General features: G+C 40.6%; 21 protein-coding genes. 11 read left to right on the top strand and 10 right to left on the bottom strand.

Annotated elements, in window-relative coordinates; genetic code table 11:
• Nucleotides 1-35 precede the first annotated feature (35 nt).
• The gene (locus tag QJ048_RS12585; protein ID WP_282334713.1) at nucleotides 36-704 is read left to right on the top strand and encodes a Type 1 glutamine amidotransferase-like domain-containing protein; all 669 of its coding nucleotides are present in this window, start codon (nucleotides 36-38) and stop codon (nucleotides 702-704) included.
• A gap of 114 nt (nucleotides 705-818) precedes the next feature.
• On the opposite strand, the gene QJ048_RS12580 is transcribed toward QJ048_RS12585, so the two are convergent.
• Nucleotides 819-1,586: a DUF72 domain-containing protein gene (locus QJ048_RS12580; protein WP_282334712.1), complete on the bottom strand. Its 768-nt coding sequence runs from the start codon at nucleotides 1,584-1,586 to the stop codon at nucleotides 819-821.
• A gap of 75 nt (nucleotides 1,587-1,661) precedes the next feature.
• Here QJ048_RS12580 and QJ048_RS23465 point away from each other — a divergent pair, with 75 nt between their 5' ends.
• A complete protein-coding gene (locus QJ048_RS23465; RefSeq protein ID WP_425607790.1) occupies nucleotides 1,662-2,018 on the top strand; it encodes a KTSC domain-containing protein in 357 nt (118 codons plus the stop codon).
• Here QJ048_RS23465 and QJ048_RS12575 read toward each other — a convergent pair.
• Nucleotides 1,922-2,563 (bottom strand): hypothetical protein, encoded by a 642-nt coding sequence (locus QJ048_RS12575; RefSeq protein WP_282334711.1) that lies wholly within the window; start codon nucleotides 2,561-2,563, stop codon nucleotides 1,922-1,924. The two genes, QJ048_RS23465 and QJ048_RS12575, sit on opposite strands and share 97 nt — an antisense overlap.
• 317 nt (nucleotides 2,564-2,880) lie before the next feature.
• On the opposite strand from QJ048_RS12575, the gene QJ048_RS12570 reads away from it, so the two are divergent.
• The 3 genes from QJ048_RS12570 (at nucleotide 2,881) to QJ048_RS12560 (ending at nucleotide 4,207) form a co-directional block, all read left to right on the top strand.
• A complete protein-coding gene (locus tag QJ048_RS12570) occupies nucleotides 2,881-3,456 on the top strand; it encodes a hypothetical protein (RefSeq protein WP_282334710.1) in 576 nt (191 codons plus the stop codon).
• 44 nt (nucleotides 3,457-3,500) lie between these two features.
• Nucleotides 3,501-3,746, top strand: a complete 246-nt coding sequence (locus tag QJ048_RS12565; RefSeq protein WP_282334709.1) for a hypothetical protein — start codon at nucleotides 3,501-3,503, stop codon at nucleotides 3,744-3,746.
• A 125-nt stretch (nucleotides 3,747-3,871) separates the two neighbouring features.
• Nucleotides 3,872-4,207, top strand: a complete 336-nt coding sequence (locus tag QJ048_RS12560) for a zinc ribbon domain-containing protein YjdM (protein ID WP_282334708.1) — start codon at nucleotides 3,872-3,874, stop codon at nucleotides 4,205-4,207.
• An 85-nt stretch (nucleotides 4,208-4,292) separates the two neighbouring features.
• On the opposite strand, the gene QJ048_RS12555 is transcribed toward QJ048_RS12560, so the two are convergent.
• The gene (locus QJ048_RS12555) at nucleotides 4,293-9,104 is read right to left on the bottom strand and encodes a RecQ family ATP-dependent DNA helicase (protein WP_282334707.1); all 4,812 of its coding nucleotides are present in this window, start codon (nucleotides 9,102-9,104) and stop codon (nucleotides 4,293-4,295) included.
• A 137-nt stretch (nucleotides 9,105-9,241) separates the two neighbouring features.
• Between QJ048_RS12555 and QJ048_RS12550 the strand changes: the two genes are divergently transcribed.
• Both QJ048_RS12550 and QJ048_RS12545 read left to right on the top strand, forming a co-directional pair.
• Nucleotides 9,242-9,598, top strand: a complete 357-nt coding sequence (locus QJ048_RS12550) for a hypothetical protein (protein ID WP_282334706.1) — start codon at nucleotides 9,242-9,244, stop codon at nucleotides 9,596-9,598.
• A 192-nt stretch (nucleotides 9,599-9,790) separates the two neighbouring features.
• A complete protein-coding gene (locus QJ048_RS12545; protein WP_282334705.1) occupies nucleotides 9,791-10,945 on the top strand; it encodes a TIGR03118 family protein in 1,155 nt (384 codons plus the stop codon).
• A gap of 144 nt (nucleotides 10,946-11,089) precedes the next feature.
• On the opposite strand, the gene QJ048_RS12540 is transcribed toward QJ048_RS12545, so the two are convergent.
• From QJ048_RS12540 to QJ048_RS12520, 5 genes are all read right to left on the bottom strand, one after another.
• Nucleotides 11,090-12,562 (bottom strand): T9SS type A sorting domain-containing protein, encoded by a 1,473-nt coding sequence (locus QJ048_RS12540; protein WP_282334704.1) that lies wholly within the window; start codon nucleotides 12,560-12,562, stop codon nucleotides 11,090-11,092.
• A 352-nt stretch (nucleotides 12,563-12,914) separates the two neighbouring features.
• Nucleotides 12,915-13,949, bottom strand: a complete 1,035-nt coding sequence (locus tag QJ048_RS12535; RefSeq protein WP_282334703.1) for an alpha/beta hydrolase family protein — start codon at nucleotides 13,947-13,949, stop codon at nucleotides 12,915-12,917.
• Between the two features lie 152 nt (nucleotides 13,950-14,101).
• Nucleotides 14,102-14,722: an HAD family hydrolase gene (locus tag QJ048_RS12530; RefSeq protein ID WP_282334702.1), complete on the bottom strand. Its 621-nt coding sequence runs from the start codon at nucleotides 14,720-14,722 to the stop codon at nucleotides 14,102-14,104.
• Between the two features lie 77 nt (nucleotides 14,723-14,799).
• Nucleotides 14,800-15,150, bottom strand: a complete 351-nt coding sequence (locus tag QJ048_RS12525) for a hypothetical protein (RefSeq protein ID WP_282334701.1) — start codon at nucleotides 15,148-15,150, stop codon at nucleotides 14,800-14,802.
• Between the two features lie 15 nt (nucleotides 15,151-15,165).
• Nucleotides 15,166-15,561 (bottom strand): VOC family protein, encoded by a 396-nt coding sequence (locus tag QJ048_RS12520; RefSeq protein WP_282334700.1) that lies wholly within the window; start codon nucleotides 15,559-15,561, stop codon nucleotides 15,166-15,168.
• A gap of 18 nt (nucleotides 15,562-15,579) precedes the next feature.
• Here QJ048_RS12520 and QJ048_RS12515 point away from each other — a divergent pair, with 18 nt between their 5' ends.
• Nucleotides 15,580-15,735 (top strand): hypothetical protein, encoded by a 156-nt coding sequence (locus QJ048_RS12515; RefSeq protein ID WP_282334699.1) that lies wholly within the window; start codon nucleotides 15,580-15,582, stop codon nucleotides 15,733-15,735.
• A gap of 34 nt (nucleotides 15,736-15,769) precedes the next feature.
• Here the strand turns inward: QJ048_RS12515 and QJ048_RS12510 are convergent, their stop codons facing one another.
• A complete protein-coding gene (locus QJ048_RS12510) occupies nucleotides 15,770-16,117 on the bottom strand; it encodes a hypothetical protein (protein WP_282334698.1) in 348 nt (115 codons plus the stop codon).
• A gap of 280 nt (nucleotides 16,118-16,397) precedes the next feature.
• Nucleotides 16,398-16,523, bottom strand: a complete 126-nt coding sequence (locus tag QJ048_RS12505; protein WP_282334697.1) for a sigma factor-like helix-turn-helix DNA-binding protein — start codon at nucleotides 16,521-16,523, stop codon at nucleotides 16,398-16,400.
• A 204-nt stretch (nucleotides 16,524-16,727) separates the two neighbouring features.
• Here QJ048_RS12505 and QJ048_RS12500 point away from each other — a divergent pair, with 204 nt between their 5' ends.
• The 3 genes from QJ048_RS12500 to QJ048_RS12490 all read left to right on the top strand — a co-directional run bounded on the left by QJ048_RS12500 (nucleotide 16,728) and on the right by QJ048_RS12490 (nucleotide 22,773).
• Complete coding sequence (locus tag QJ048_RS12500; protein ID WP_282334696.1) at nucleotides 16,728-19,241, top strand: ligand-binding sensor domain-containing protein; 2,514 nt, start codon at nucleotides 16,728-16,730, stop codon at nucleotides 19,239-19,241.
• Nucleotides 19,238-20,809 (top strand): hybrid sensor histidine kinase/response regulator transcription factor, encoded by a 1,572-nt coding sequence (locus QJ048_RS12495; RefSeq protein WP_282334695.1) that lies wholly within the window; start codon nucleotides 19,238-19,240, stop codon nucleotides 20,807-20,809. Before QJ048_RS12500 ends, QJ048_RS12495 begins: the two co-directional genes overlap by 4 nt.
• A 443-nt stretch (nucleotides 20,810-21,252) precedes the next feature.
• A complete protein-coding gene (locus tag QJ048_RS12490; RefSeq protein WP_282334694.1) occupies nucleotides 21,253-22,773 on the top strand; it encodes a glycoside hydrolase in 1,521 nt (506 codons plus the stop codon).
• Nucleotides 22,774-22,817 lie beyond the last annotated feature (44 nt).

Below are 22,817 nucleotides of genomic sequence, written 5' to 3'. Positions count from 1 at the left end.
CAGACAACTTGATACACTAATTAAAGAAACAGATCATGAAACTTCTTCTTACTTCAGCTGGCATCAGCAATACAAGCATACACAATGCGCTGGTTGAACTAATGGGTAAACCTGTAGCGGAAGCTAATGCCCTTTTTGTTCCCACGGGTTTATATGGTGTTGCCAACGGCGGAAACGTTGCACGAAGAGTGATCTGCGGAACATTAGGAGATCCATATTGCGACATGGGTTGGAAGTCTTTGGGATTGCTGGAACTCTCTGCATTGCAAACGCTCAGGCAATCGCATTGGCTTTCTGCATTGCAGCAAGCAGACGCTTTGCTTGTTGGCGGCGGCGATTGTCAGTATCTTACTTACTGGATGCAGCAATCCGGCCTGGCAGATCTTTTGCCGTCACTGCTGCAAAAGATCGTTTATGTTGGCTTAAGCGCCGGTAGCATGATAATGACAACGTATGGCACTACTTATGGAAATCATACGCTTCCGCAAGAAAGTAAGAAGTCGTTGGGGTTTGTTGACATTGCGATACACCCTCATTTGGATTACCATGCCTTTCCACAAAATTCTATGGAGAATCTTGAACAGTTAGCAGCTACGTTATCAATGCCGTCGTATTTGATCGACGATCAGACCGCTCTTAAAATTATTGATGGAGAAATTGAAGTTATTACAGAAGGCAACTGGAAGCTGGTGGAACTAATGTGAAAGTATGGGAATTTGAAAATGGAAAATGCGGCACCCAAAAAAAAAGGAAACAATCCTGACGTTAGCGAACCATTTCCCGAAGGGAATTAACAGCAAAACCAGATGCCAGTGCAGCTATACTTCACGCACATACTTATTAAGTGTAAGCGCATTGTGAATGGCAGCTCCTATGGTATTGTTGAAGTATGCAAACACAGGTATTTTTTCATCCAGCCATTCGCGTATAGCTACTGCATGTTCGCGAAGAAAATCATCAGAATATCCGCCGCGATAATCTCCTTTTTCTCCGTGAAAGCGGAGATAAACAAAACTTCGCTCCATGTCAATTATTGGAGTGTGTGACTTTGGCATATCGTGCATAACAACACCGGCTTTATAATACTCCAACATTTTATAGACCTTGTCGTTATACCACGACATATCGCGAAACTCTATGGCGAAGTGCCAGCCATTCAACTTTTCTGTTGACCTCATAATTTCAAACAATCGACGGACCTTTTGAATATAAACCACAGTAATGCTTGCGGGGAATTGTACAATTATGCAGCCTTTTTTGTTACCAGCCATTTCTATAACATCCATAAAACGATGAACATCTGCAACTTCGTAATGTAGCTCCCTTACGTGAGTTACGGTTTTAGAAAGTTTGAATGTAAACCGGAATGCATCAGGGACTTCATTCACCCATTTTTCAACCGTGCGTGGCATTGGTAGTTTGTAGAATGTGCTGTTTATTTCAACACTGTTTAGAAGCGATGAGTAATAATTCAATCTTGATTTTGCCTGAAATTCCTGCGGAAAAAATGATTTGTTAGATACAGGAAGAACAACATTACTTGTCCCGCAATAAAATAGGTTTTTCTTGTCGGGTTTTAACTTCATTGCGGCACATTTTTTTAGCAATTTTCCTTACAAAGAAATTGACGAATTATTCTTTCAGGAGCAAATGCAATTGTCATGCCTTCAACTGTTACCTCACATTTTACTTATAATGCCGCGATAAAAGCCCTGCGCATTACATTCGTTTCAGGAATCGTTTATGAATATGAAAACGTGCCGGAGTTTGTTTATACAAATATGAAAGAGACAGGAGCGAAATGTTTTTTTTCAATAAAGGGATTAAAAACAAATACAGGTTTAAGAAAGTTATTGTTTGATAACTCTACTATTGGAAAACAAACAAAAAGCGCCACAAGGCGCTTCCGTTATATTTCAGCTTATTTCAACTTAAATGTCAAACCGCCGCCAAGACCAAACTGGTACATGGTGGAATATGTAGAGACACCTGCGCCCGCGCCGCCTGTACCGAAATAAAAGCCGCCGCCAGCTGCCTGAACGTTTGAAAGTAATTGCGCCTGCAGCTTAATTCCCACTTTATGCGATGCCCAGAAATTTCCTCCCAGGCGAAGTCCCCATGCAAAGAAAGTTTTGTCGCCGCTCTTGTTACCATTAGGATTTTCAAGGTGCATGAAATTCGCGCCAAGTAATAAACCTCCATAACCTTCTATTTTCTCATTGTGCCCACGAAAATAGCGTGTGCCGCCAATCATTGCGTAGTTCATTTGCAGGTCAAATTCGGTGTGCTGAGCTTCAGAGGTATAATAATTCATTGGAGCTTTCGTATCCTGGTGCAGGTATAACAATTCAATCCCATTCTCCTGATGTACGGCAAACTCCACGCCCGCGCCCCATACCAAACCGCCCTTAATGGTTCCATTATAGTAGTTGGTAGTGCTGTAGTATGAGTCAACACCATCGTCGAATGCACCTATGGCATAACCATTTAACCTGACACTTTGCCCAAAAGAACAAATAGTAAGCAGGGTAACGATTGAAAGCAATGTAAGTTTCTTCTTCATATTGTATTTGAGTTTTTGGAAAAGGATAAGGCCATAATAAGACAAATCGCCGCAGACGAAATGACCTCTTGTGATTACATTGTGAATTTACAGGTAAACCTTAGTAGCTTTTTAGGGCAAACAGGTTTTACGGATAAACGGACAATGCATTTAACCGTTTACTCAAGGGCGTTTCGAACAATCCTGGCATGTTATGCTCTCCTTTTTTAATACGTGACGATACCCATGAAAAACTTCAGTTTTCCGGATGTCGTTAGTCATAACAACAGCTGTCCTGAATCTTCATTTTTGCACAGTGAACATTACTGGATAAAAAAATGAAATACTACCAACTACTAATAATCAGGGGCATAGTGTCCCTTGCCTTTCTATTGCCAGGTTTTATTGCCTTTACTCAAGAAAAAGAATCGCCGTTCAAACCCAGGCACAGCGTTGGAATCAACATCGGCCATGAGCATTCATTCGGTGGCATCGATGAAAATGGCAATAAAGAATCGATCATATTACCTTATTGGGGAATTGATTACAACTTTCAGTTCTCACGAAAATTTGCAATAGGACTACATACGGATTTTATCACGGAATCCTTCAAAGTGGAGAGAACAGTCGAAGGCGATGAACAGGAAATAGTCGAACGTTCCTCGCCCATAGCACCTGCAGTGATGGGGTTCTACAAACCCACTGAGCACTGGAGCTTTGGAGTAGGAATGGGCGGAGAATTTGCCAAAGGGGAAAATTATGTCCTCAATAGAATTGCAGTTGAGTATGGGGTAGAAATAAAAAAGGCCTGGGAAGTTTTCGGCGCTCTGCAATATGATGTGCGATGGAAGGCTTATGATACGTGGACGATAGGCTTGGGTATCTCAAAAAGTTTCGGCGGACAACCAAAATAGATTAGATTTTTTTTAAATTTCATTTCTCCATTATTTTTGCAGTAATGGAACACTATTTTGAACTACCTGTAAATTATGAGGGAAATGAACAATCGTTCAAGGGGCGTTTGGTAACATTCGGCTATGATTATAAATTTTATATTGTGGTAAATGGACACGAGGTCGTTTTCGAAAGCGATGAAGACGGTTCGTACCGCGCCGTGACCAAGCCATCCGAACATATCAAGCCCATTGACACGAAATTGTTGGAAGCGATTATTTTTGCCCTGCATCAAATCTCACTCTCTTAAAATCTTAACCCTTTCCAGCAAACAAACAGAAGTCTTAATAGAACAGGGTTGCCACTGTGGTTAAAATTTATGGACCGGTTGCTTTGTTATATTTTTTACCTTTGCAGCCAATAAATTTCAAAGAAATGAGTGAATTCGCTCCATGTCCTCAGTGCAAATCAACTTATACGTACCAGATGGAAAATCTACTTGTATGCCCGGAATGCGGACATGAGTGGAATCCTGAGGAACAAAATACTGAAGATGCATTTGTTGTGAAAGACGCCAATGGCAACATACTTCAAAATGGCGACACCGTAGTCACGATCAAAAATCTTCCCGTAAGAGGCTCATCACAAAGCATTAAAGCAGGAACCAAAGTAAAAAATATCCGCCTCGTAGACAGCGACCACAATATAGATTGCAAGATAGATGGGTTTGGCGCAATGGCGCTGAAGTCGGAGTTTGTGAAGAAGGCCTAGGCAATTCACAGTGGTGTAATGATAGTTTTTTTCAAAGCTGCTAAAGGCAGCTTTTTTCTTTCTGCTATTTGTCTGAAAACAGACTTTATATCTGACTATTCTTTTCAAAATAAACCTCAGGAAGAAATATTTTAATTTCCTGACCTGTTTCTTCTTTCTTCCAATAAAGCACAAAATTTACGCAGGCGCCCGTTACTATAAAATTCTGAGCTTTTCTTGACTCAATTTTCTCTTGAAAAGATTTCGAGAATTTCAAAACGGATTTTCCGTTGGACGTAAAGCATTCCTGTCCATTTACAATGAGCCGATCTCCGCTCACTAATTGATCTATTAAATCCTGCTTATAGATAAAATAGTCGAGCCATACATCCGAATGCGTCAAATGCATGCTCAACCTGTTTGGCGCCATAAAAGTGCGATCGTCCGTTAACCGTTCTAGATTTTCTGTTGTAATGCTATCAAGAAAATTTGTATTCACATGAATTGCAAGGTGTTGTTTTGCCCTGGTCATTGCTACATACAATTGCCGCTTAGCTTCTTCTGTTGCGAGAAAAAAATTATCAAGGATCAGGAATACATTGTCAAACTCTTTTCCTTTGCTTTTGTGGATCGTTGAGACCAAGATGGCATTACCATTACCCCTGAAAAAATCTTCGATCTTTGATTCTCGAATAAAAATTTCAAGGTCAGATTTATATTTCTTTTTTTGATTAATCTCTTGAAAATCTCTGATTAGATTTTTGCAAACCTCCAACTTCGAACTTCTGCCAAATTTGTCAACCAGTTGGCGCTTAGCATGCGCCCAACTGTCTTCACTAATAATGCAGACGTCGTCTTCCAAATTCAATTCATTAAGAAAGAACCTGATTTCTAACAGATCGTACAAGTTAAACTTATCATTTGCTTGGATCAGCTTTGCAGGAGTGCCATTTGTTCGAAGCAGTCCCACAATCTGTGCGGCTTCATCATTTGTGCTTGTAAGAATACAAGTCGTTCCTGTCAGCATAGAACTGCAGACACTATGAACAACTGGAGAAATAAGGTGATCACTGTGATATCGCACTAATTTTAAGGATCCTGTGTCCTGTTGCATCGCGACTATCGGCGTTTGTTTCATGCGATGTGAAATCGTTTTAACAAACTGATTGGTAAAATCAACAAGGTTACTTTTACTTCGATAATTTTCTACCAATTCATATTTGGTAGCATTGTTGTTTGAAATAAAATTTTCAAGATATTTTGAATTTGCTCCTCTAAATTCAAAAATGTTTTGATCATCATCTCCAACGGCAATTACCCTCATATCTTCGTTCTGCTCCATCAACGCATTTATCAATTTGTATTCGTCTGCATTCATATCCTGAGCTTCATCTATCACAAGTACAGTTTTTGTGATACGGCTAGCTTCAACTTCTTTGTTCTCTATTTTTCGGATCGTTTCTTTCAGAATACTGTCTGCCTTTTCAAGAGTTCCAACTCTACCCAGCAAGTCAAAACAATAAGCGTGAAACGTTTTTATTTCAACGAAACTGGCGGTGTTATCAATGAGCGCAATCAGTCGTTTTTTAAATTCAGTAGCCGCTGCCCTCGAAAAAGTAAGCATCAATAGTTGCTCTGTTTTTACATCTTCCATTAAAAGCAACGAAGCCAATTTATGAACCAGCACCCTTGTTTTTCCACTGCCTGGGCCTGCCGCAACAACGATGTTTTTGGACTCACTGTCTTTTATAATTTTAAGTTGGGCAGGCGAGAGGTCGCCAAAAAGCTGCCTGAACTTTGCAGGCGTCACCATTCGTTTGATTTCATCTTGCCGACTGCCTTTGAAATATTTGTTTAAAAAAGAAGAGTAAGTCAGTCGGAAATAATCATCGACAAATTGGAGGGAATCTTTATAATCGTCAATCATTTTCTTCGCATATTCACCCACAATATGAATCTGCTGTACCTTGTTTTCATAGTACTGATTTAGCTTTTCATAATCTTCAACCTTGTATTTTTTTCTATTATCCTGTTCAATCCGTTCAATAGTTAGGCGGTTGTATAAAACCAGGAAGCCTCCTTCTATTTTTATTGCTTCTATCCTTGACAGATAAAATAAAGTGTCCTCAATATCCTCAATCGTAATATTCAATTTAAACAGATCTGCGCTGTTTTCATAAGCTTGCTTCAACTCATGAACAGAAAATTCGACCAATACCTCTTCTTTATTTTGTTCATCATTTATCGAAGTAGCTTCACTTTTTTCATACAAAAGTGAAACAACAAACTTTGCCAGGGCATGTCGTTTTTCCAATTTCTTTTTGAGTGCTTCTTTGGTTTCAAGGCAAAACACAGCAAAATGATTTTTAGAATACGCCAGGTTTTGTCGTTTGATCCAATTTTTGATCACCCAAAAATTAATGATTGTTCTTATCCGGTTAGGCGTTACATCATCACAGCCTTTCTCTTCGGCTTCTTCGTTCAGCTCTTTGATGTGAAAGTTTTTTTCCAGTTCTCCGAAAGCCGACAGCAGAAAGTTCTCAATTTTGCTAAATGCTTCAACAATACCGAGAGAGCGGTTTTTATTTCCTCCCTTCTTTATAAAAGCCATTAAATCCTGAGTATCAGCCAAAATTTTTTCTTCTCTGAGAAGGTTAATAATATTGATGACTTCTTCCCTTGCAACACCCAAATGATCGCTGATATAATCCACTCTGGATTCAGCAGAATCGTCGCCTGCCCGTTTCTTGTTTTTACTGGAAACGAGTTTCTTAATAATCCGAGCAGCTTGTTCCTTTTGCATTTCAGAAAACAGAACTGATGTATTTATCTTATCAATTGCCTCCTGCGCGTTTTTTGTCAAAATACTGTTGGCATATACCCTTGGCATATTCTGTTTTCGTTTTACATAGCCAGCATCTTCCAGGGCATTGATCGCTGTTTTTACTCTTGTTTCTATTTCAACAACATTATCATCCCACCCAGCTTTTCTTGCAATCTCCAATGCGGAATGAGAAACTGTGGAGCGGAACTTTGTGATGTCTTTAATGGCTTTCCAGATCTGTTGGACTTCTTTGATGGACAATTTGGTTTGATTCAGCATGATAAAGTGCTTGCTCAGATCATCTTCATTAAACAAAATGAAGCAATCAGCTACAATATTTTCGTCACGCCCAGCTCTGCCAGCCTCCTGGATGTAATTTTCAAGTGAGTCAGAAATTTCGTAATGAATCACCAACCCTACGTCTTTCTTATCTACCCCCATGCCAAATGCGGACGTCGCAACCATAATTTGAATTTCTCCGGAAGTAAATGCATTCTGATTTGCCATCTTCTCTTTAATGTCCATCTTTCCATGATATGGCTTTGCATTGAAACCGTCTTTTGACAACCTTTCCGCGAGCTTGTATGCACTATTGGTTCTTGAAGTATAAATGATAACCGGACAATCTTTCTGCGTTATCAAATCTCTTATGGCCTGATATTTTTCTTCTTTATCTCCTTTTTGAAAAACACGGTATTGAAGATTTGTCCTTGTTGCTTTTGAAGAAAACAGTTCCATTTTGATGGAAAGTTTTTCGTAAAAATAATTCTGGATATCTTCAATTACCTTTTGTTTTGCGGTGGCTGTAAAACAAGACACAGGAATCGTCTCTTCCATATTTTTCTTTTCCTGTATCAATCTGATAAAATCACCAATGTATAAATAATCTACTCTGAAATCCTGCCCCCACGCAGAAAAGCAGTGCGCTTCGTCTATTACAAAACGGACGATCTTTCTGCCCAGTAAAAGCCGTTCGATTGTGCGTGAACGCAAAGATTCAGGAGATATATAAAGAAGACTTGCTAAACCATTTTCAACCCTTTCGAGACTTTTGGCTCTCTCAATGGGATCAAGCATGCCATTAATAGTTACAGCCTCTGTAATACTTAGTTTTTCCAGATTATCAACCTGATCCTTCATCAACGATTGCAGAGGCGAAATCACAACCGTCAAACCTTTAACGCTTTCACCGCTGATCAAAGCCGGCACCTGGAAAGTAATGGATTTGCCACCGCCGGTCGGGAACACTGCTAAAAGTGACTTATTGTCAATAGCGGCTTTAACCGCGAGCTCCTGCAATGGCTCATCTCCATATTTTCTAAAACTGTTGTAGCCAAAAAAACGCTTTAACCCTTTGTGTATATCCAGCGCGTTGCTGCAATATCTGCAGCCTTTAATACAAGGGTTGTTTCGCAATTTGTACATGATGCGCTCGACTTCAGGATAATTCATTAGCACCCATGGAGGAGTTATTGAGTAGCGACTATTCGCATTTATCAGTACCAAACAATAAGACAACTCGACGGGATGCTCAGAAATCAGCTTTGTAAGACCAACATCTTCGCAAATTCTTTCCGCAAATTTTTGACGAATAAGAGGCTCGACATCGACCGCCTCAGCATTGTACCCGACAAAGCGAAAAAATGCCTGAAACTCCTTTTGATTACCTAATAATGAATAAAGAATAACTTTGAGTACTTCATCGAGGTGCCGGAACTGTGCCACTTCATCATAGAACAAATCCCTTGCTTTTATCGAATCGTTTAAAGGATTGTTTAATTCGTCAGTTTGTAATTTGTCGTCTTTAAGTAAGGAATGATATGGTGTGGTTGGAAACAAAAGGGGAGACAGTTGCAAAGTGTCAATGATATTTTTAGAATCCACATCTGCTTGATCAACAACATGCCGGATATACTTTAAGTCATGGTTAAAAATATTGTGTCCACAAATAAACCAGGTTCCCTTAATAAACCGGGAAAACTCCCCAAGCGAGGCACTATGATAAGTACTTCCATCATCTTTGATACCGCCAATATCAAGAATCTGCAAGCTGCTTGGATCAATTTCTGTATCAATGAAGGTGATAAGGTTCATCTTATTGAATGATAGCAAACGAATTTTAGTTACTTAGGTTCAGGCTTCGTTTCTATTAAGATAGGAAAAATTTTATAAACACCCACATAAGAACTTGGCAGGGGTTAGGCTCACTTGCAGGTAGAAGAATTCTACTCATGGGTATGGTATTATCCCGACGAAAAATCTGCTTTAATGATGATTACACAGTGCCATTTTCAAAAGCAGTTGCTTTACAAAACAGCGACCTAGATAAATACACTGGCACTTATTCTTCAAACGATCTGCCATTTAAAGTGGTTTGCAAAAAAGTCAACAACAGAATAATTTTCGATGCCGCCGGAAAAACAATGGAAGCAGAACCTATGGGCACAACTTATTTCATGAATTTAAAAACAGGTACTTTCTTTGAATTTGTTCCCGATAAAGATGAGCTGCAAATCAAGGAAACAGACAATGTCTATTATTTGCATAAGAAAAGTAACTCTGCTGTCTACGCGAACATGCTCGTTTGACAATTCAAGCCGTTTCAAGCATTGCTTTTTCTATCCTTATTATTTACCTTTATAGGCCTCGTGTTTTATGTGATTTTAAGTACAATTCCCCACCACATCATTTCCCTGAAATACCGACTTACACACCAATTCCTAATGCAGGCCTCTTCCGATACCTCTGAGGATTTTTTTCATCAATTAAACACACCTTGTATGAAACAGACATCTTACTTTCACAGTCTATTTTTTTTAAAAGGACTGTTTCCGCTTGCTTTTGTTACCTTATTCCTACTAACTGGCTGTAAAAAAAATGAGTTTATTACCGCGAAGAATGATCTGAAAGATTTTGGACAAACAAACCTTGTTGCGAATAACAACGAGTACAATGCGGCAAGAGTTGCCCCCAAATTTCAAAACGCATGGGGGCTGGCGTTTGCAACTTCCGGTGTACCCTGGGTAAACACAGAAGCCACCGGCCTTAGCTATGTATTAACTGCTGCCGGCGCCGATGCAAGACCACCTGTGTTGATTCCTTCACCTACAGACACCATGGGTGGTGCGCCTTCAGGAATTATTTTCAACGGAACCACAGGTTTTAAACTCACCAACAAGAATCCTGCAAGATTCATTTTTGTGGGTACGGACGGAGTTATTTCAGGATGGAACGGCGGTAATAAAGCTGAACGGGTTATGAACAATTCAGCCTCTGCTTCTTATACCGGCCTCGCTATAGGCGCCAGCAACGGCAAGAATTACATTTATGCTGCTAACTTCAGGAAGGCAATGATTGAAGTGTACGACAGCGTTTGGGGCAAAGTATCGATGGCCTTCAAAGACCCCGCGTTACCTTCAGGATATTCTCCTTTCAATATCCAGGCAATTGACAAATGGCTGTTCGTTATGTATGCAGCGCAGGATCCTACATCTCCGGATGATGAACTACATGGTGCAGGTAAAGGCTTCGTAGATATTTTCGCCACCGATGGTTCGTTTGTGGCACGCTTTATTTCAAGGGGCGAACTAAATGCGCCATGGGGAATTGCATTGGCACCTGAAGCATTTTTTGAAGACATGAAGGACATGAAAAATGACAACAACGGTAATGACATGGACAAAAACATGAAGAACACCCAGATCATATTGGTCGGCAACTTTGGCGATGGCCGTATCAACGCATACAACATGGCGGGCGTATTTCTAAAGGCGCTTCAAACACATAATAAAGCCATTGTGATTGAAGGTCTGTGGGCCATTGCTTTTCCACCTTCCACATCTACAAATGGTGTTGATCCGAATGCGCTTTATTTCACTGCAGGTCCTGACGACGAAAAGGATGGACTATATGGATATATTAAGAAAACCAATTAGAATGATGCAGGCACATGTATTCAAAGTATTGTAATTGTAAATTCCATAATACACAGAGCACAAATCATAAAGTCCGCAAACAGTATGTTTCGCGGACTTTATGATGCTTATAAGATAACATCAGACTCGCGCATGCTGTTGATCTCACTCCTTCAACACCCGGAAGACCGTATTTTCATTAATGATCAGGAAATATATTCCTGAAGGATATCTGCTCAAATCAATTGATGCCTCATTTTTATTTCGCCATACTGCCAAAGTATTGCCAAGGCTGCCAACAAGTTTAATTGTATTTGAATTGGTCCTTATGCCATCAATATGAAGCAGTTGTTTAACTGGGTTTGGATAAACATTAATAACAGTAGCTCCTTCGCAAGCACTCTCAATTTTTATAGTAACAGAATAAACATAATTACCGTCAATGTCAATCTGCTTAAGCCTGTAAAAGTAGTTGCCTGAAACTCCAACCTTATCTTCAAAATTGTATTGCTGAATATTGGCGTTGTTGTTTTTCGCAAAAACAAAACCTACTTTCTCAAAACTTGTTCTGTCTTTGCTTCTTTGCACTTCACATCCTTTGTTGTTCGATTCATCAGCCGTTTTCCATTCCAGTACATTGTAATTGCATTGCAACGATTTGCCTGTAAAACTTACTATTTTCACAGGCAATGGATTAAAAATAGCGTTTAGTTCGCTTACTGCTTTTGTCGATACCGGCCAGCGCCAGCTGGTAAAGAGATCAGAGAGATTGGAATTCGCAGCCTGGGAAGACGCTACGATAAAATTATCAACAGCATCCTGCGTAGTAGCCGCATCGGGCCTGAGACCCGCATATCTCCAAACGTTCTGCACCCAGTTTTGACCACCATAATTTTCTTTCAGATAAAAACAAAATGACGCAAACAGATCCGTTGCACCCCAGTTGTTAGGAACACCTTGCCCTACACCAAGGGTATTGTTCCAGTTTAACGATGTATTATTCAGGTAGGTATTGAGCAACGCTTTGATTTGAGTTTGAAAATCGGTAAAGGGTAAAGATCCGTTGAACGGGGCGCCGTTCACACCTATGTATTCCATCGACATGAATCGCATAAACACCGCGTATCCGGTAACGATTGGGTCATTGCTCTTGTAGGCCAATTGTGGAGAATAGAACCAAAAGTTTCTTCCAAATTCATAAAAGACTTCCTGATCATATTGGTTGTTACCCAAAATAAAATTGTAAGTGTTATTGAAATAGGTCGTCTGCATCTCTATTCCCGTGAAGCCCAGGTAACCACAGCCGGCCCCGCATGTAGATGGAACCTGTGCAATAGTGCTCTTGTTATTAATATAGGTAGGCGGCCAGAATGAGGGTTCTTTACCCGTGCATAACGCATAGTAGTTATAAGTTTCGTCCATTTTCTGCAACCAGTTTGTCATTGTGGTTTGATCGAGTGTAGAGGAAGAAGACAGCAACATAACCTTGTTGCCTTCCCATTTGTACAGATTGTACAGCGTGCCATCAATGGCTGTATATGATTGCGGTGTCTGCGCTTTGCAAATGCTTATAAACAATAAAAAAATGGCAACCAAAATTTTCCTCACCGGTAATTTTACGGGTAAATATGTCTTCATCAATACTTGTTTTTTGCAATGACGACGAAAATTATTTGTGGCAAAAAGTTGCTACTGAAAAGAATGCCGGAGCTTTTAAAGGGGTGGGAGCGTTAACGGTGTTAGTTTTATAAACCTAAATAAAATATTTAGAAAATTCAACAGAAAGATATTTGCTGTGTTGCGATTACATTGAGAAAGATGTACGATGTTGAAAAGCGGAAGCAACTGCGTCTTCAAACTTTCCTGATAAAAGCATGACTGATAACAACAATCCAAAAAATAAATTTTGTAAATAAAAGAGACTTAATAAGGGAGGCAAGATTTAGCTGGGCCAAATAAAATACCAATAGCAGAATATTCTCCAAAAAAATCAATCTGGTTTTTTACTCAAAAAATGATCATATACCCAGTCATGAATCTCTTGCTTCGCTTGCATGGATAGCGGAATATCATTGAATGAACCGTGATAACATTTGTCGGCCAATTTAAATGGATGAATTGCGCCTTTAATTATCGTTGTTTGAATGTTTGAAGGAACATTATTGTCGTAAAGTTTGTCAAGCGCAGCCATACTTTTCTGTGGTGATACCAATGGATCGTTTTCACAAAACATCAACAGCAGCGGTTTCTTTAGATTCTTCAGGTAAGCCGAAGGTTCGAAGTCCTTGATAATGCTAAGTTGCTTCCAATCTTGCTGAAAAGGAAAAAGACTGGTAATCCAAAAACCAACCCGCACTTGTTTCGCGGCTTTGGTATACGCGTCCGGTTCGGATAGATTCTCCCTACACTTAAAATTGCTGGTGTAATCGTTGATTACCTGCTCCCTTACACCAAAAGTAGGTCCCGCCATAGAAATAGCGCCGGCAAAGCTTTGCGGATATTTCGAGAGGCAAATCTGCGCGATCCAGCCGCCCTGGCTATGACCCACGACTATGATCTCGTTTGTATCAATAAAAGAAAGCGAACGCAAATAATCGGCAGCAGCCTTTACATCATCTGCTCTGTCTTCAAATGAAGCGGAATACCAGTTGCCCTCAGATTCTCCAACGCCACGTTTATCAAAATATAAAAACACCATACTGTCCTTAGCAAAATTCTGTTCATACAATGTATCCAAAAACGAAGCGTAGTAATAATCGGAGTAGGATGATTGCCCACCGGAACCGGGACTAAAAATAATTGCAGGCAGTTTCTTTGAAGAATTTGCCGGAGCTTTTAACCTGCCGTACAAAGTATTTGAACCGCTTTTGAATGATATTTTTTTACCACTGTTAAGTGCACTGCTATTTAACCATTTGATGGGCTGTTTGAAAAAAAACAATGTAGGGTGCAGGAAATTCGCATACAAAGAAAGTGCAATAAAAAACAGTACGGTGTAAAGAAAAATTCGACCGGTAAATTTCATAACGGGTAATAGGGTTAGTGTAGTATTGAAACACCAAAGATACATTTCTCGTACATACAATAACGTTAGTTGTATAAAATTGACTACAAGGTTCAAAAAGTATTAACCTTGATTTGTATCTAAATTGAGATTCACATCTTCCTTGCGATCATCTACAAATAGTCGTTCAATTCCTCATAGTGCGAAATAATGTTATAGCCGGCAGGTTCGTTGGCACCATTAAAATTATAGACAACCGCGTCAATACCTAAGTCTTTCGCGGCCTGTATTTCAGAATGAATATCATCCCCCACAACCAAAATATCTTCAGGCATTAAATTATATTTCTTCATGATATCGTTGAACACATCTTTCTTTGAAAGATCAGAAACCGCGGGATCAACAATATAGTAGGCTTCAAAATCATTTTGCAAACTCAATCGCCTTATTTTGCTTTCCTGCAGCTTCTTAAATCCTTTGGTCACCAGAAATTTCAGGCAATCAATATTTCTCGTCAGTAAATAATCATCAAATGGTTTGATCACATCATTGTATTCTATGTCGGAGAGCAGCTCCAGTCCGGCCTTTGTAAGATCATCGCTGAAATGAAATGCTTTTGCCACGTCCTGAAAAGGTTTCCGCTGTATGGCGCCTTTAACATCTTCGATAGATCCCTGAAAACCTTTGTCTTTTTCCACTAATTGAAACAATCCGTCAAAAAGTTTAACACCAATAGATGCAACGGGATAAATCGTATTGTCTAAATCAAATATGATCGCTTTCTTTCGTTTCATGCGTTTAGTACAAATTTTTAAAGGGAAAATTTTAAAAGTAAAAAATAGTGCGCCGTCGTGAACGTCTTTTTGAATTTTTACTTTTGACTTTTATATCGAAAATACGCGGAAGATACAGGCAGGAAAAGCAACACAGTCACAACTATCAAAAGGCCAATATGCACAAACATCTCAGACTTTGAATGCAATGCGCCAATTATCACGTGGTAAAGTAACCAGATAACGGCGAGCCACCTGGCCCAGTCAACCCTTAAAAACAAAAGAACGCCGCACATTACGCCCAGCAGGCGAATAACTAGCACCCAAATCAATTCCGACAATTTGGAATCGGGTTGGGAGAAATCCTTTACATGATATGCAATTCCCAGGCAGCCGGCCAGTATAAACAGCATGCCAACAATAACCACTGTGATAGGACGATGCACCATGTTTTTCAATTTAGATTATATACGCGTTTCAATTAGCCACTGATGCCCAAACGGATCCTGTATTGTTCCCTGCCGATAACCATGCTCGTAATCCTGCGTTGGAGTTATTGGCATGGCACCGGCATGCAGCGCTTTGTCCATCACCTCATGAACATCTTCAACAAACAAACCTACAATGGCCGTAATGCCTTTTGTTCTAGTTGGTTCAAATTGTCCTTTTTCGGAGTGTTCTTCATGCAAGTGAAAAACGGCTCCGTGAATGGAAAGCTCAGCAACGTGAATGCTGCCATCATCGTTTCGCCATGACCGGAGTTCTACGGCATCAAATGCTTTTGCATAAAATGAAATATCAGTAACACCGTGTGGAATGAAAAGTTGCGGCGCAAAAAAGGTTGTTTTGTTTGATGCCATAGGAGAGTTGTTTAAATCATGAAAAACAGAAGTGAGGTAAAGTTCGCAAAAGTTTTTCCTATAAAAAAACGCAGGTTGTTGGTACCCCACACACGTTATACAGCCTTACACGCCAACATCGCCTACTTCCGCTGCCTCGGCGAAAATAGTTTTGCGCCATCGCTTCACCAGTAATTGTTGCTTTATGAGATACTCATTTTTACTTCTTCTATTTTATCCTGCCATCCACAACCCGAAACCTTTTTTCCACCACGGCAAGCTTTTCTGTTTGTGTCGCATTTAGATTGGCATACTTCTTTTTTAAACCATCCAGTTCTATTACAATGGATTCTTTTGTTGCAGTTAACTTTTTCATAGCCTCCACATCGCCAGCAAGCGTTTTGTCAATTAGCACTTCATACTTTGTAATGGAAGCATGACAGTTATCTATTTCCTGTTCAAGTGTCACAAGAGAACGATTACTAAGAGAAGTGAAGGCCGCATCGGCCTGATTGCTTTTTGATTGATAATTACATGAGGCGAATAGCAATACGGCAATAACTAATTTTCTTTTCATAGAGGTTTTTTAAACGTAGCATCACACAGACGCCCGATCATTGCCGCAAAAATATAGTCATGCCGAGCATCTTCAGATTTGAAAAAGGCTAAATAATATTCTATAAAGGACAGTTTTAAAATAAGAAAAAGGGCATTACCGCATGTCTGCAATAACACCCTGAAAACTCAAGATATATTCATAGGTTTTTATCCGCGTAAATCACGCATTACCCGCTCCTCCATCTTATCACAATACACCAGGTTAAATTCAAAAATTTCTCCAGGCTGGTAATGTTTTTCTATTTCTTTTCGAAGCATGCCTTTGGTACGACTGAGCCGGTTTTCACGTTGGCTTCGCTGATGTTGAGCGTCTCCGCAGTTTCCTCAACGCTAAACCCATTGATCTCGCGAAGAGAAAATACCATGCGGTAATCGCGGCTGAGATGTGTTAATGCATTCTCTACAATGTCGACTACAATTGCGAACGCCCCGGTTAATTATTAATTTATTAATTGTTAATTCTTATTTGTATTCAGAAATCTACTCCAAAAAACCGCTATCATCCCAAAATCCCTTATTTTTAATTGTTATTTTGACAGTTAATATTTTGATGTTAACAAACGCTTGCTATGCTGCTTAGAAAAACATTGCTTATAATTCTTGCTGCTATTGTATCGTTAGTAGCAGATGCAAAAGACTTTCCTGTTCATTACCTCGGTATAGAACAGGGACTTTCCAATAATGCGGTCACAGCCATTTACCAGGATTATCGGGGATTTATGTGGGTTGGCACCTATGATGGATTGAACCGTTTTGATGGTTATTCCTTCCGTGTTTTTAGAAATATTATCGGCGACAGTACTTCTTTATCTACCAATATGATCAGCAGCATCGACGGTGATGCGCAACACAATACCTGGATCGGCACGGACAATGGCGTGAACGTTTTTGATCCTGTTACTGAAACTTTTTACAAACCTGGTTATCGCTCGTCAAACGGTTCAATACAACCAATACAAGGTGAAATTCCGGTGATCAAATCCATTGATGGAAGCACTCTATTGATCGGTACAAGACGCAGTGGCCTATTGGTTTTCACTAATAGTATCCGCGAAGGCATTCAGATCCCGCTGGAAACATCAAACGGAAAGATATTCAACTACCACATACACACCATTGAATACGACGCGGTTAGAAAAAGGGCATGGATATTTGTTGAAGATCATGGTTTGTTTCTGTACGACTTGCAGCTACAACGTTTGCAAAAAATAAACGGCGACATCCTGCAGGCATATAGCATGAAGGCTGATATACAGGGTAACCTGTGGATCGGCACTGAAAAGGAGCTGGTTCATTACAATGTAGCCAACAACAGTTTTACAAGAAATTATTTACCCGTAAAAGGAACAGTTGTTACACTATGTATTGACGCACAGCAAACACTTTGGATAGGTTGCGATGGGGCTGGAGTGTTCAGGCTTTCTCCGGGATCCAATCTGGCAGCGCCTTTCAGATCGACAGATGGGGCGGCGTCACCAATTAACAGTAATGCCGTTTATGCAATTTATGGCGACAAAGAAGATCGCAAATGGATCGGAACCATGCGCGGCGGATTGAATATCGTAGAGCCGCATCCGCTATTGTTTCAGCATGTTTGGTATGAGGACAAAAAGAATGATCCCACGGAAAATTTTATTCTCTCTTTTTGCGAAGATGGTGACCATAATATTTTCATTGGTACGGATGGAGCCGGCTTACGTTATTGGAACCAGCACAACAATTCTTACATTTCCTACAAACATGATCCCGCGAACAACGCATCCATCAGCAGTAATTTTATTACCAATATTACCAAAGATGAATTTGGCGACATATGGATCTCTACATGGTTTGGCGGTGTCAACAGGTTGAAAAAGAACAGTCGTTCATTCGAACATTTCTCTTTGGTCAACGGTAAAACAAAATCGCCGGAAGTCAATTCCTGGCTGGTATTTGAAGATGAACAAAAAAATATTTGGGCCAGTACTTCCAATGATGGAAGTCTTTATTTGTTCAACAGATCACTAAATAAATTTGAAAATATCGACCCCGCTATTGTCAACTTACAAAGCATTGCAGAAGATCACAACGGCAATTTGTGGGGAGGAAACTATACTTCACTTATAAACATTGATAAGAAAAACAAACAACATCGTTTCTTTAATATCGGCCACACGATCCGCTACATTTACGAAGATAAAAAGCAGCGTTTCTGGTTGGGCACACAAGATGCCGGTCTTTTGTTGTTCGACAGAAAGAATGGCACTTACAAACAGTTCACAACTTCTAACGGATTGCCGAGCAACACTGTGTTACGCATGCTCGAAGACAAACAGGGCTATCTCTGGTTAAGCACTTATAATGGTATAGCAAAATTTGACCCTGAAAGCGCCACCTGTACAAACTTCACCCATTCAGATGGTCTGCAAAGCAACCAGTTCAGTTTCAATGCAGCGCTGGCGCTAAGTTCCGGCGAGTTTTTATTTGGGGGAATAAAGGGCTTCAATATTTTTTATCCAGATAGCATATTATACCAGCAACCTAAAAAGAACATCTTTCTTACAGGTATAAAAGTTGACAACAGGCCCATTGAAAAAGAACAATCGCTGATCACGGGAAGGGACTTGGAAACAATAAAAATAATTACGCTTCCGTTCGACAAAGCCACTATTTCGCTTGACTTTGTAGGTCTTGATTATTCTGATGCAGAGAAAATAAAGTACGCTTATTTTTTGCAAGGCTGGGATAAAACATGGAATTATTTAAAAGGAAGCAGAACCGCCAATTACTCACGCTTGCAGGAAGGCAAATATATTTTCAAAGTAAGAACTTCGAGGGCAGATGGAAGCTGGAGCGTGGAAACGCAACTGTTGGAGATAATTGTTCTGCCACCGTGGTATCGAACGTGGTGGGCATACATCGCATACCTCGTACTGGTGTCAACGCTCATTTACGCATACATTCGTCATACACGCAGGCAGGAACGTTTGAAGTACGAAGTAAGCTGGCGCATCTTGAAAACGAAAAAGACAAAGAACTCACTGAAAAGAAGCTGTCATTTTTTACCAACATTTCACATGAATTCAGAACACCTCTTTCGTTGATTATTGATCCTTTGAAAAAAGTGATTGAGAACCATGATGAAAATCCATACAAAGATGAAGTGAATGTTGCCTATAGAAATTCAAGACGCTTGCTAAGCCTCGTTGATCAGCTATTATTATTTAGAAAAGCAGACAGCGGCGCCGATGTGTTGAAGATTGCTAAACTTGACACCAAAGAGCTTTGCACCGATGTGTTCCAATGTTTCTGTCAGCAGGCAAAGGCCCGCAATATTGATTACAAATTAACAATGGACGACGATATTGACCCCTTATATGCAGATCAGGAAAAGATAGAAATTGCCTTATTCAATTTGTTGTCAAATGCATTTAAGTTTACACCCGACGGAGGCTCCATTGAATTCGCCGTTGCTCAAACAGCAGACGAAATAAAAATGACAATCAGCGATTCCGGCTGCGGCGTTGCGGAGTCCGATGTTTCCCGAATATTCAACAAGTTTCAGCAGGCAGTTACTTCGCATAATCAAAAGACCGGTTTTGGCATCGGTTTGTTTTTGGTGAAACACTTCATTGAAAATCATCACGGTAGCGTGACACTAAAAAGTGAGTTGCAAAAAGGTTCAATCTTTTCCATAACGTTAAAAAAAGGAACCGCGCATTTAAATGGTCACATCATTTTAGAGCAGAACAATCGCAGTCATCAATTGCTCGACGAACTCTCTGTAGAAACACCGGCAGTTTTCCAAAAAGAACCGCCTGTGCCGGTTGAAAAAGGCAAAACCGCGGAAGAGGTAATCACCGACAAAAAAACTATTCTCATTGTAGACGATAACACTGAGATCGCAGAATATCTGAGTCACATTTTCGAAGACAAGTATTGCTTGTATGTTGCGCAAAACGGACTCTCAGGTTATGATATGGCAGTTGAGCATCGCCCGGATTTGGTAATCAGCGACATTAACATGGAAGGAATGGATGGCCTTGAACTTTGCGCTAAAATTAAACAGTCGGAATCACTCGGACACATCCCTGTAATTCTGTTAACCGCAGCCTCTTCCCCCGAAACCAGGTTGAAAGGCATTGAAGGCGGCGCGGATGATTACATTACCAAGCCATTTGACAGCCAGTTATTACTGGCCAAAGTGGAAACGATGCTGAAGAACCGCAGCCAGCTGCAGAAATACTTTTTTGACAATATTACCCTTCATGAATCTAATGTTAAAGTGCCCGCCGAGTACAGGGATTTTCTTCGTGAATGCATAAAAGTAGTAGAAGAAAATCTCGACGACGATGATTTCAATGTACTGAAATTTGCAAAATGCATGGGCATGAGCCGTTCCTCATTATATGATAAAGTGAAACTAATTTCCGGCCAGTCGCTAAACGCTTTCGTTCGCTCGATCCGTCTGCGACGAGCGGCCGTTTTAATGATCAAGCACAACATGAATGTGAACCAGGCCGCGTACCAGGTTGGCATTGCTGACTCCCGCTATTTCCGCGAGCAATTCAATAAATTGTTTGGCATGGTTCCATCGGAATACATCAAAAAATACCGGACGGCCTTTACCGGAGATATGAATTTGCTGAAGCCCAAGGCAAAGAAAGCGTAGAGAGGCATTGAATGCGTCTCCCGCAGCCCATCTTTTTTAGAATGGATGGGCTTTAGTATTTTTTATGTCCCCGGCGATAGAACTACTATTTAGCTTTTGTTGCGTCGCACACTTGTACTTTTAGTTCTTTATTCAGCCGCTCGCTTTGAGTCATCACAATAGCGGTCAGCATGGCGACCATTGGTGCAGATATGCAGCCCGGCCCGTGCGAGCAGTGTATCTTGCGCCCACAATGCAATCAACAACTGTATTTGTAGCAATTTGCCCCCTATATTTCATTTATTTGTCCCCCATCGCACCAGCGTTTTCACTACTAACTTAGCACAACAACAAATAGACAAAGGAATCGAACACAACGACAGATTTAATCAAAGCACGGATTAACCAAGTACAAAACAAGGTCCTGCTGTTGGCAAGTCAGCAGGACCTTAAAAAAATAACCAATGATGCTAAGAACGATATTGCTGGCCGGCTTACTCTTGTGCTGTTTGCACAACAACGCTCAATCTACGAGTGACATAATATTTGTTTTCAATACTAAAAAAACGCATCAAACCATTGACAACTTTGCGGCCTCGGACGCATGGTCGTGTCAGTTTGTGGGCAGTTGGCCAGCTGCCAAAAAGAATGAAATAGCCGATTGGCTATTCAGCATGGATACCGCTGCAAATGGTACCCCGAAAGGAATCGGGCTTTCCATGTGGCGCAATAACCTTGGCGCAGGAACCGCACAGCAAGGTAATGAAAGTGGCATACGCGATGAATGGAGAAGAGCGGTATCTTTCCTGGAAGCAAACGGCACATACAACTTCAACAACGCAGCCGGGCAGCAATGGTTCCTTACTGCCGCAAAACAACGAGGTGTTGCAAAATTTCTCGCATTTGTAAACAGTCCCAACGTGCAGTTTACAAAGAACAAAAAAGCGTATGCAGAAAAAGGGATAAGTAACCTTGACAGCACTCAATACCAAAATTTTGCAAAAGACATTTGCCAATCTTTGGAAGGTTTGCGCAAAAAAACAGGCATTACATTTGACTACATCAGTCCCGTAAATGAGCCACAGTGGGACTGGAGCGACGGCGGGCAGGAAGGCACGCCTTACAGCAACAAAGAAGTATCGGCACTAACAAAAGTATTGGGCAACACGTTGACAGCACAAAAGCTTTCAACAAAAATATTGTTGGCAGAAGCGGGAATGATCACCTACCTGTTTGCCGACAATGACAAACCGGGACGGGGCAACCAGGTGCACGACTTCATGGAAGCATCTTCACCATTGTACGTTGGCAACCTAACATCTGTTGCTCCTGTATTGTGCGCCCACAGCTATTTCACAACATCTCCCTTTGCAAAATCTATTGAGTTAAGAAAACAACTCGCCGCTAAAATTGATTCTATAAACGGCTTGTCTTACTGGCAAAGTGAATACTGCATCTTGGGAGATAATCATGGAGAAATAAACGGCAACAAACGCGACACAGGCATGACAGCGGCATTGTACCTCGCCAGGGTAATACACACAGATCTCGCGGTTGCGAATGCTGCAGCATGGCAATGGTGGCTTGCCATTTCCCCCTACGATTACAAAGACGGACTTATTTACATCGATAAAAACAAAGCAGACGGCAACTACTGCGACAGCAAAATGTTGTGGGTATTCGGCAACTACAGCCGCTTTGTGAGACCCGGCATGAAACGAATAGAACTTGCGTCTTCAATCACAGATAGTAGCTTGCTCGCATCAGCGTATATCGATCAGAAGCAAAAAACAATTGTTGCTGTGATAATAAACAGCAGTAAAGAAAAACGAAACATTAACATTCAAGGGCTTTCAACCAATAAAAAGAAAGCGCAGATGGAAACATACACAACAGATGCAACGCGAAAACTCACAAAGCAAACAACAACGGGTGCTGTAACAATCGATCCCCAAAGTGTTACCACATTGGTGATTCATTTGTAAACACATCCGCGTCTGACGTCTTTTAAAAAATTTTCTGACAAAAT

This window comes from Pinibacter soli (assembly GCF_029961145.1).
GTDB lineage: Bacteria > Bacteroidota > Bacteroidia > Chitinophagales > Chitinophagaceae > Pinibacter > Pinibacter soli.
Note: the sequence above shows the minus strand (reverse complement) of the source record. Positions and strands in the feature narration are given on the sequence as shown.

Excerpts from the sequence above, each read along its gene's own strand:
- QJ048_RS12545 (WP_282334705.1), top strand. The coding sequence starts at position 9,791 with ATGAAACAGACATCTTACTTTCACAGTCTATTTTTTTTAAAAGGACTG.
- QJ048_RS12575 (WP_282334711.1), bottom strand. The coding sequence starts at position 2,563 with ATGAAGAAGAAACTTACATTGCTTTCAATCGTTACCCTGCTTACTATT.
- QJ048_RS12565 (WP_282334709.1), top strand. The coding sequence starts at position 3,501 with ATGGAACACTATTTTGAACTACCTGTAAATTATGAGGGAAATGAACAA.
- QJ048_RS12515 (WP_282334699.1), top strand. The coding sequence starts at position 15,580 with ATGAAAAACAGAAGTGAGGTAAAGTTCGCAAAAGTTTTTCCTATAAAA.
- QJ048_RS12525 (WP_282334701.1), bottom strand. The coding sequence starts at position 15,150 with ATGGTGCATCGTCCTATCACAGTGGTTATTGTTGGCATGCTGTTTATA.
- QJ048_RS23465 (WP_425607790.1), top strand. The coding sequence starts at position 1,662 with ATGCCTTCAACTGTTACCTCACATTTTACTTATAATGCCGCGATAAAA.
- QJ048_RS12520 (WP_282334700.1), bottom strand. The coding sequence starts at position 15,561 with ATGGCATCAAACAAAACAACCTTTTTTGCGCCGCAACTTTTCATTCCA.
- QJ048_RS12500 (WP_282334696.1), top strand. The coding sequence starts at position 16,728 with ATGCTGCTTAGAAAAACATTGCTTATAATTCTTGCTGCTATTGTATCG.
- QJ048_RS12570 (WP_282334710.1), top strand. The coding sequence starts at position 2,881 with ATGAAATACTACCAACTACTAATAATCAGGGGCATAGTGTCCCTTGCC.
- QJ048_RS12560 (WP_282334708.1), top strand. The coding sequence starts at position 3,872 with ATGAGTGAATTCGCTCCATGTCCTCAGTGCAAATCAACTTATACGTAC.
- QJ048_RS12490 (WP_282334694.1), top strand. The coding sequence starts at position 21,253 with ATGATGCTAAGAACGATATTGCTGGCCGGCTTACTCTTGTGCTGTTTG.
- QJ048_RS12505 (WP_282334697.1), bottom strand. The coding sequence starts at position 16,523 with ATGGTATTTTCTCTTCGCGAGATCAATGGGTTTAGCGTTGAGGAAACT.
- QJ048_RS12510 (WP_282334698.1), bottom strand. The coding sequence starts at position 16,117 with ATGAAAAGAAAATTAGTTATTGCCGTATTGCTATTCGCCTCATGTAAT.
- QJ048_RS12580 (WP_282334712.1), bottom strand. The coding sequence starts at position 1,586 with ATGAAGTTAAAACCCGACAAGAAAAACCTATTTTATTGCGGGACAAGT.
- QJ048_RS12530 (WP_282334702.1), bottom strand. The coding sequence starts at position 14,722 with ATGAAACGAAAGAAAGCGATCATATTTGATTTAGACAATACGATTTAT.
- QJ048_RS12555 (WP_282334707.1), bottom strand. The coding sequence starts at position 9,104 with ATGAACCTTATCACCTTCATTGATACAGAAATTGATCCAAGCAGCTTG.
- QJ048_RS12585 (WP_282334713.1), top strand. The coding sequence starts at position 36 with ATGAAACTTCTTCTTACTTCAGCTGGCATCAGCAATACAAGCATACAC.
- QJ048_RS12535 (WP_282334703.1), bottom strand. The coding sequence starts at position 13,949 with ATGAAATTTACCGGTCGAATTTTTCTTTACACCGTACTGTTTTTTATT.
- QJ048_RS12550 (WP_282334706.1), top strand. The coding sequence starts at position 9,242 with ATGGGTATGGTATTATCCCGACGAAAAATCTGCTTTAATGATGATTAC.
- QJ048_RS12540 (WP_282334704.1), bottom strand. The coding sequence starts at position 12,562 with ATGAAGACATATTTACCCGTAAAATTACCGGTGAGGAAAATTTTGGTT.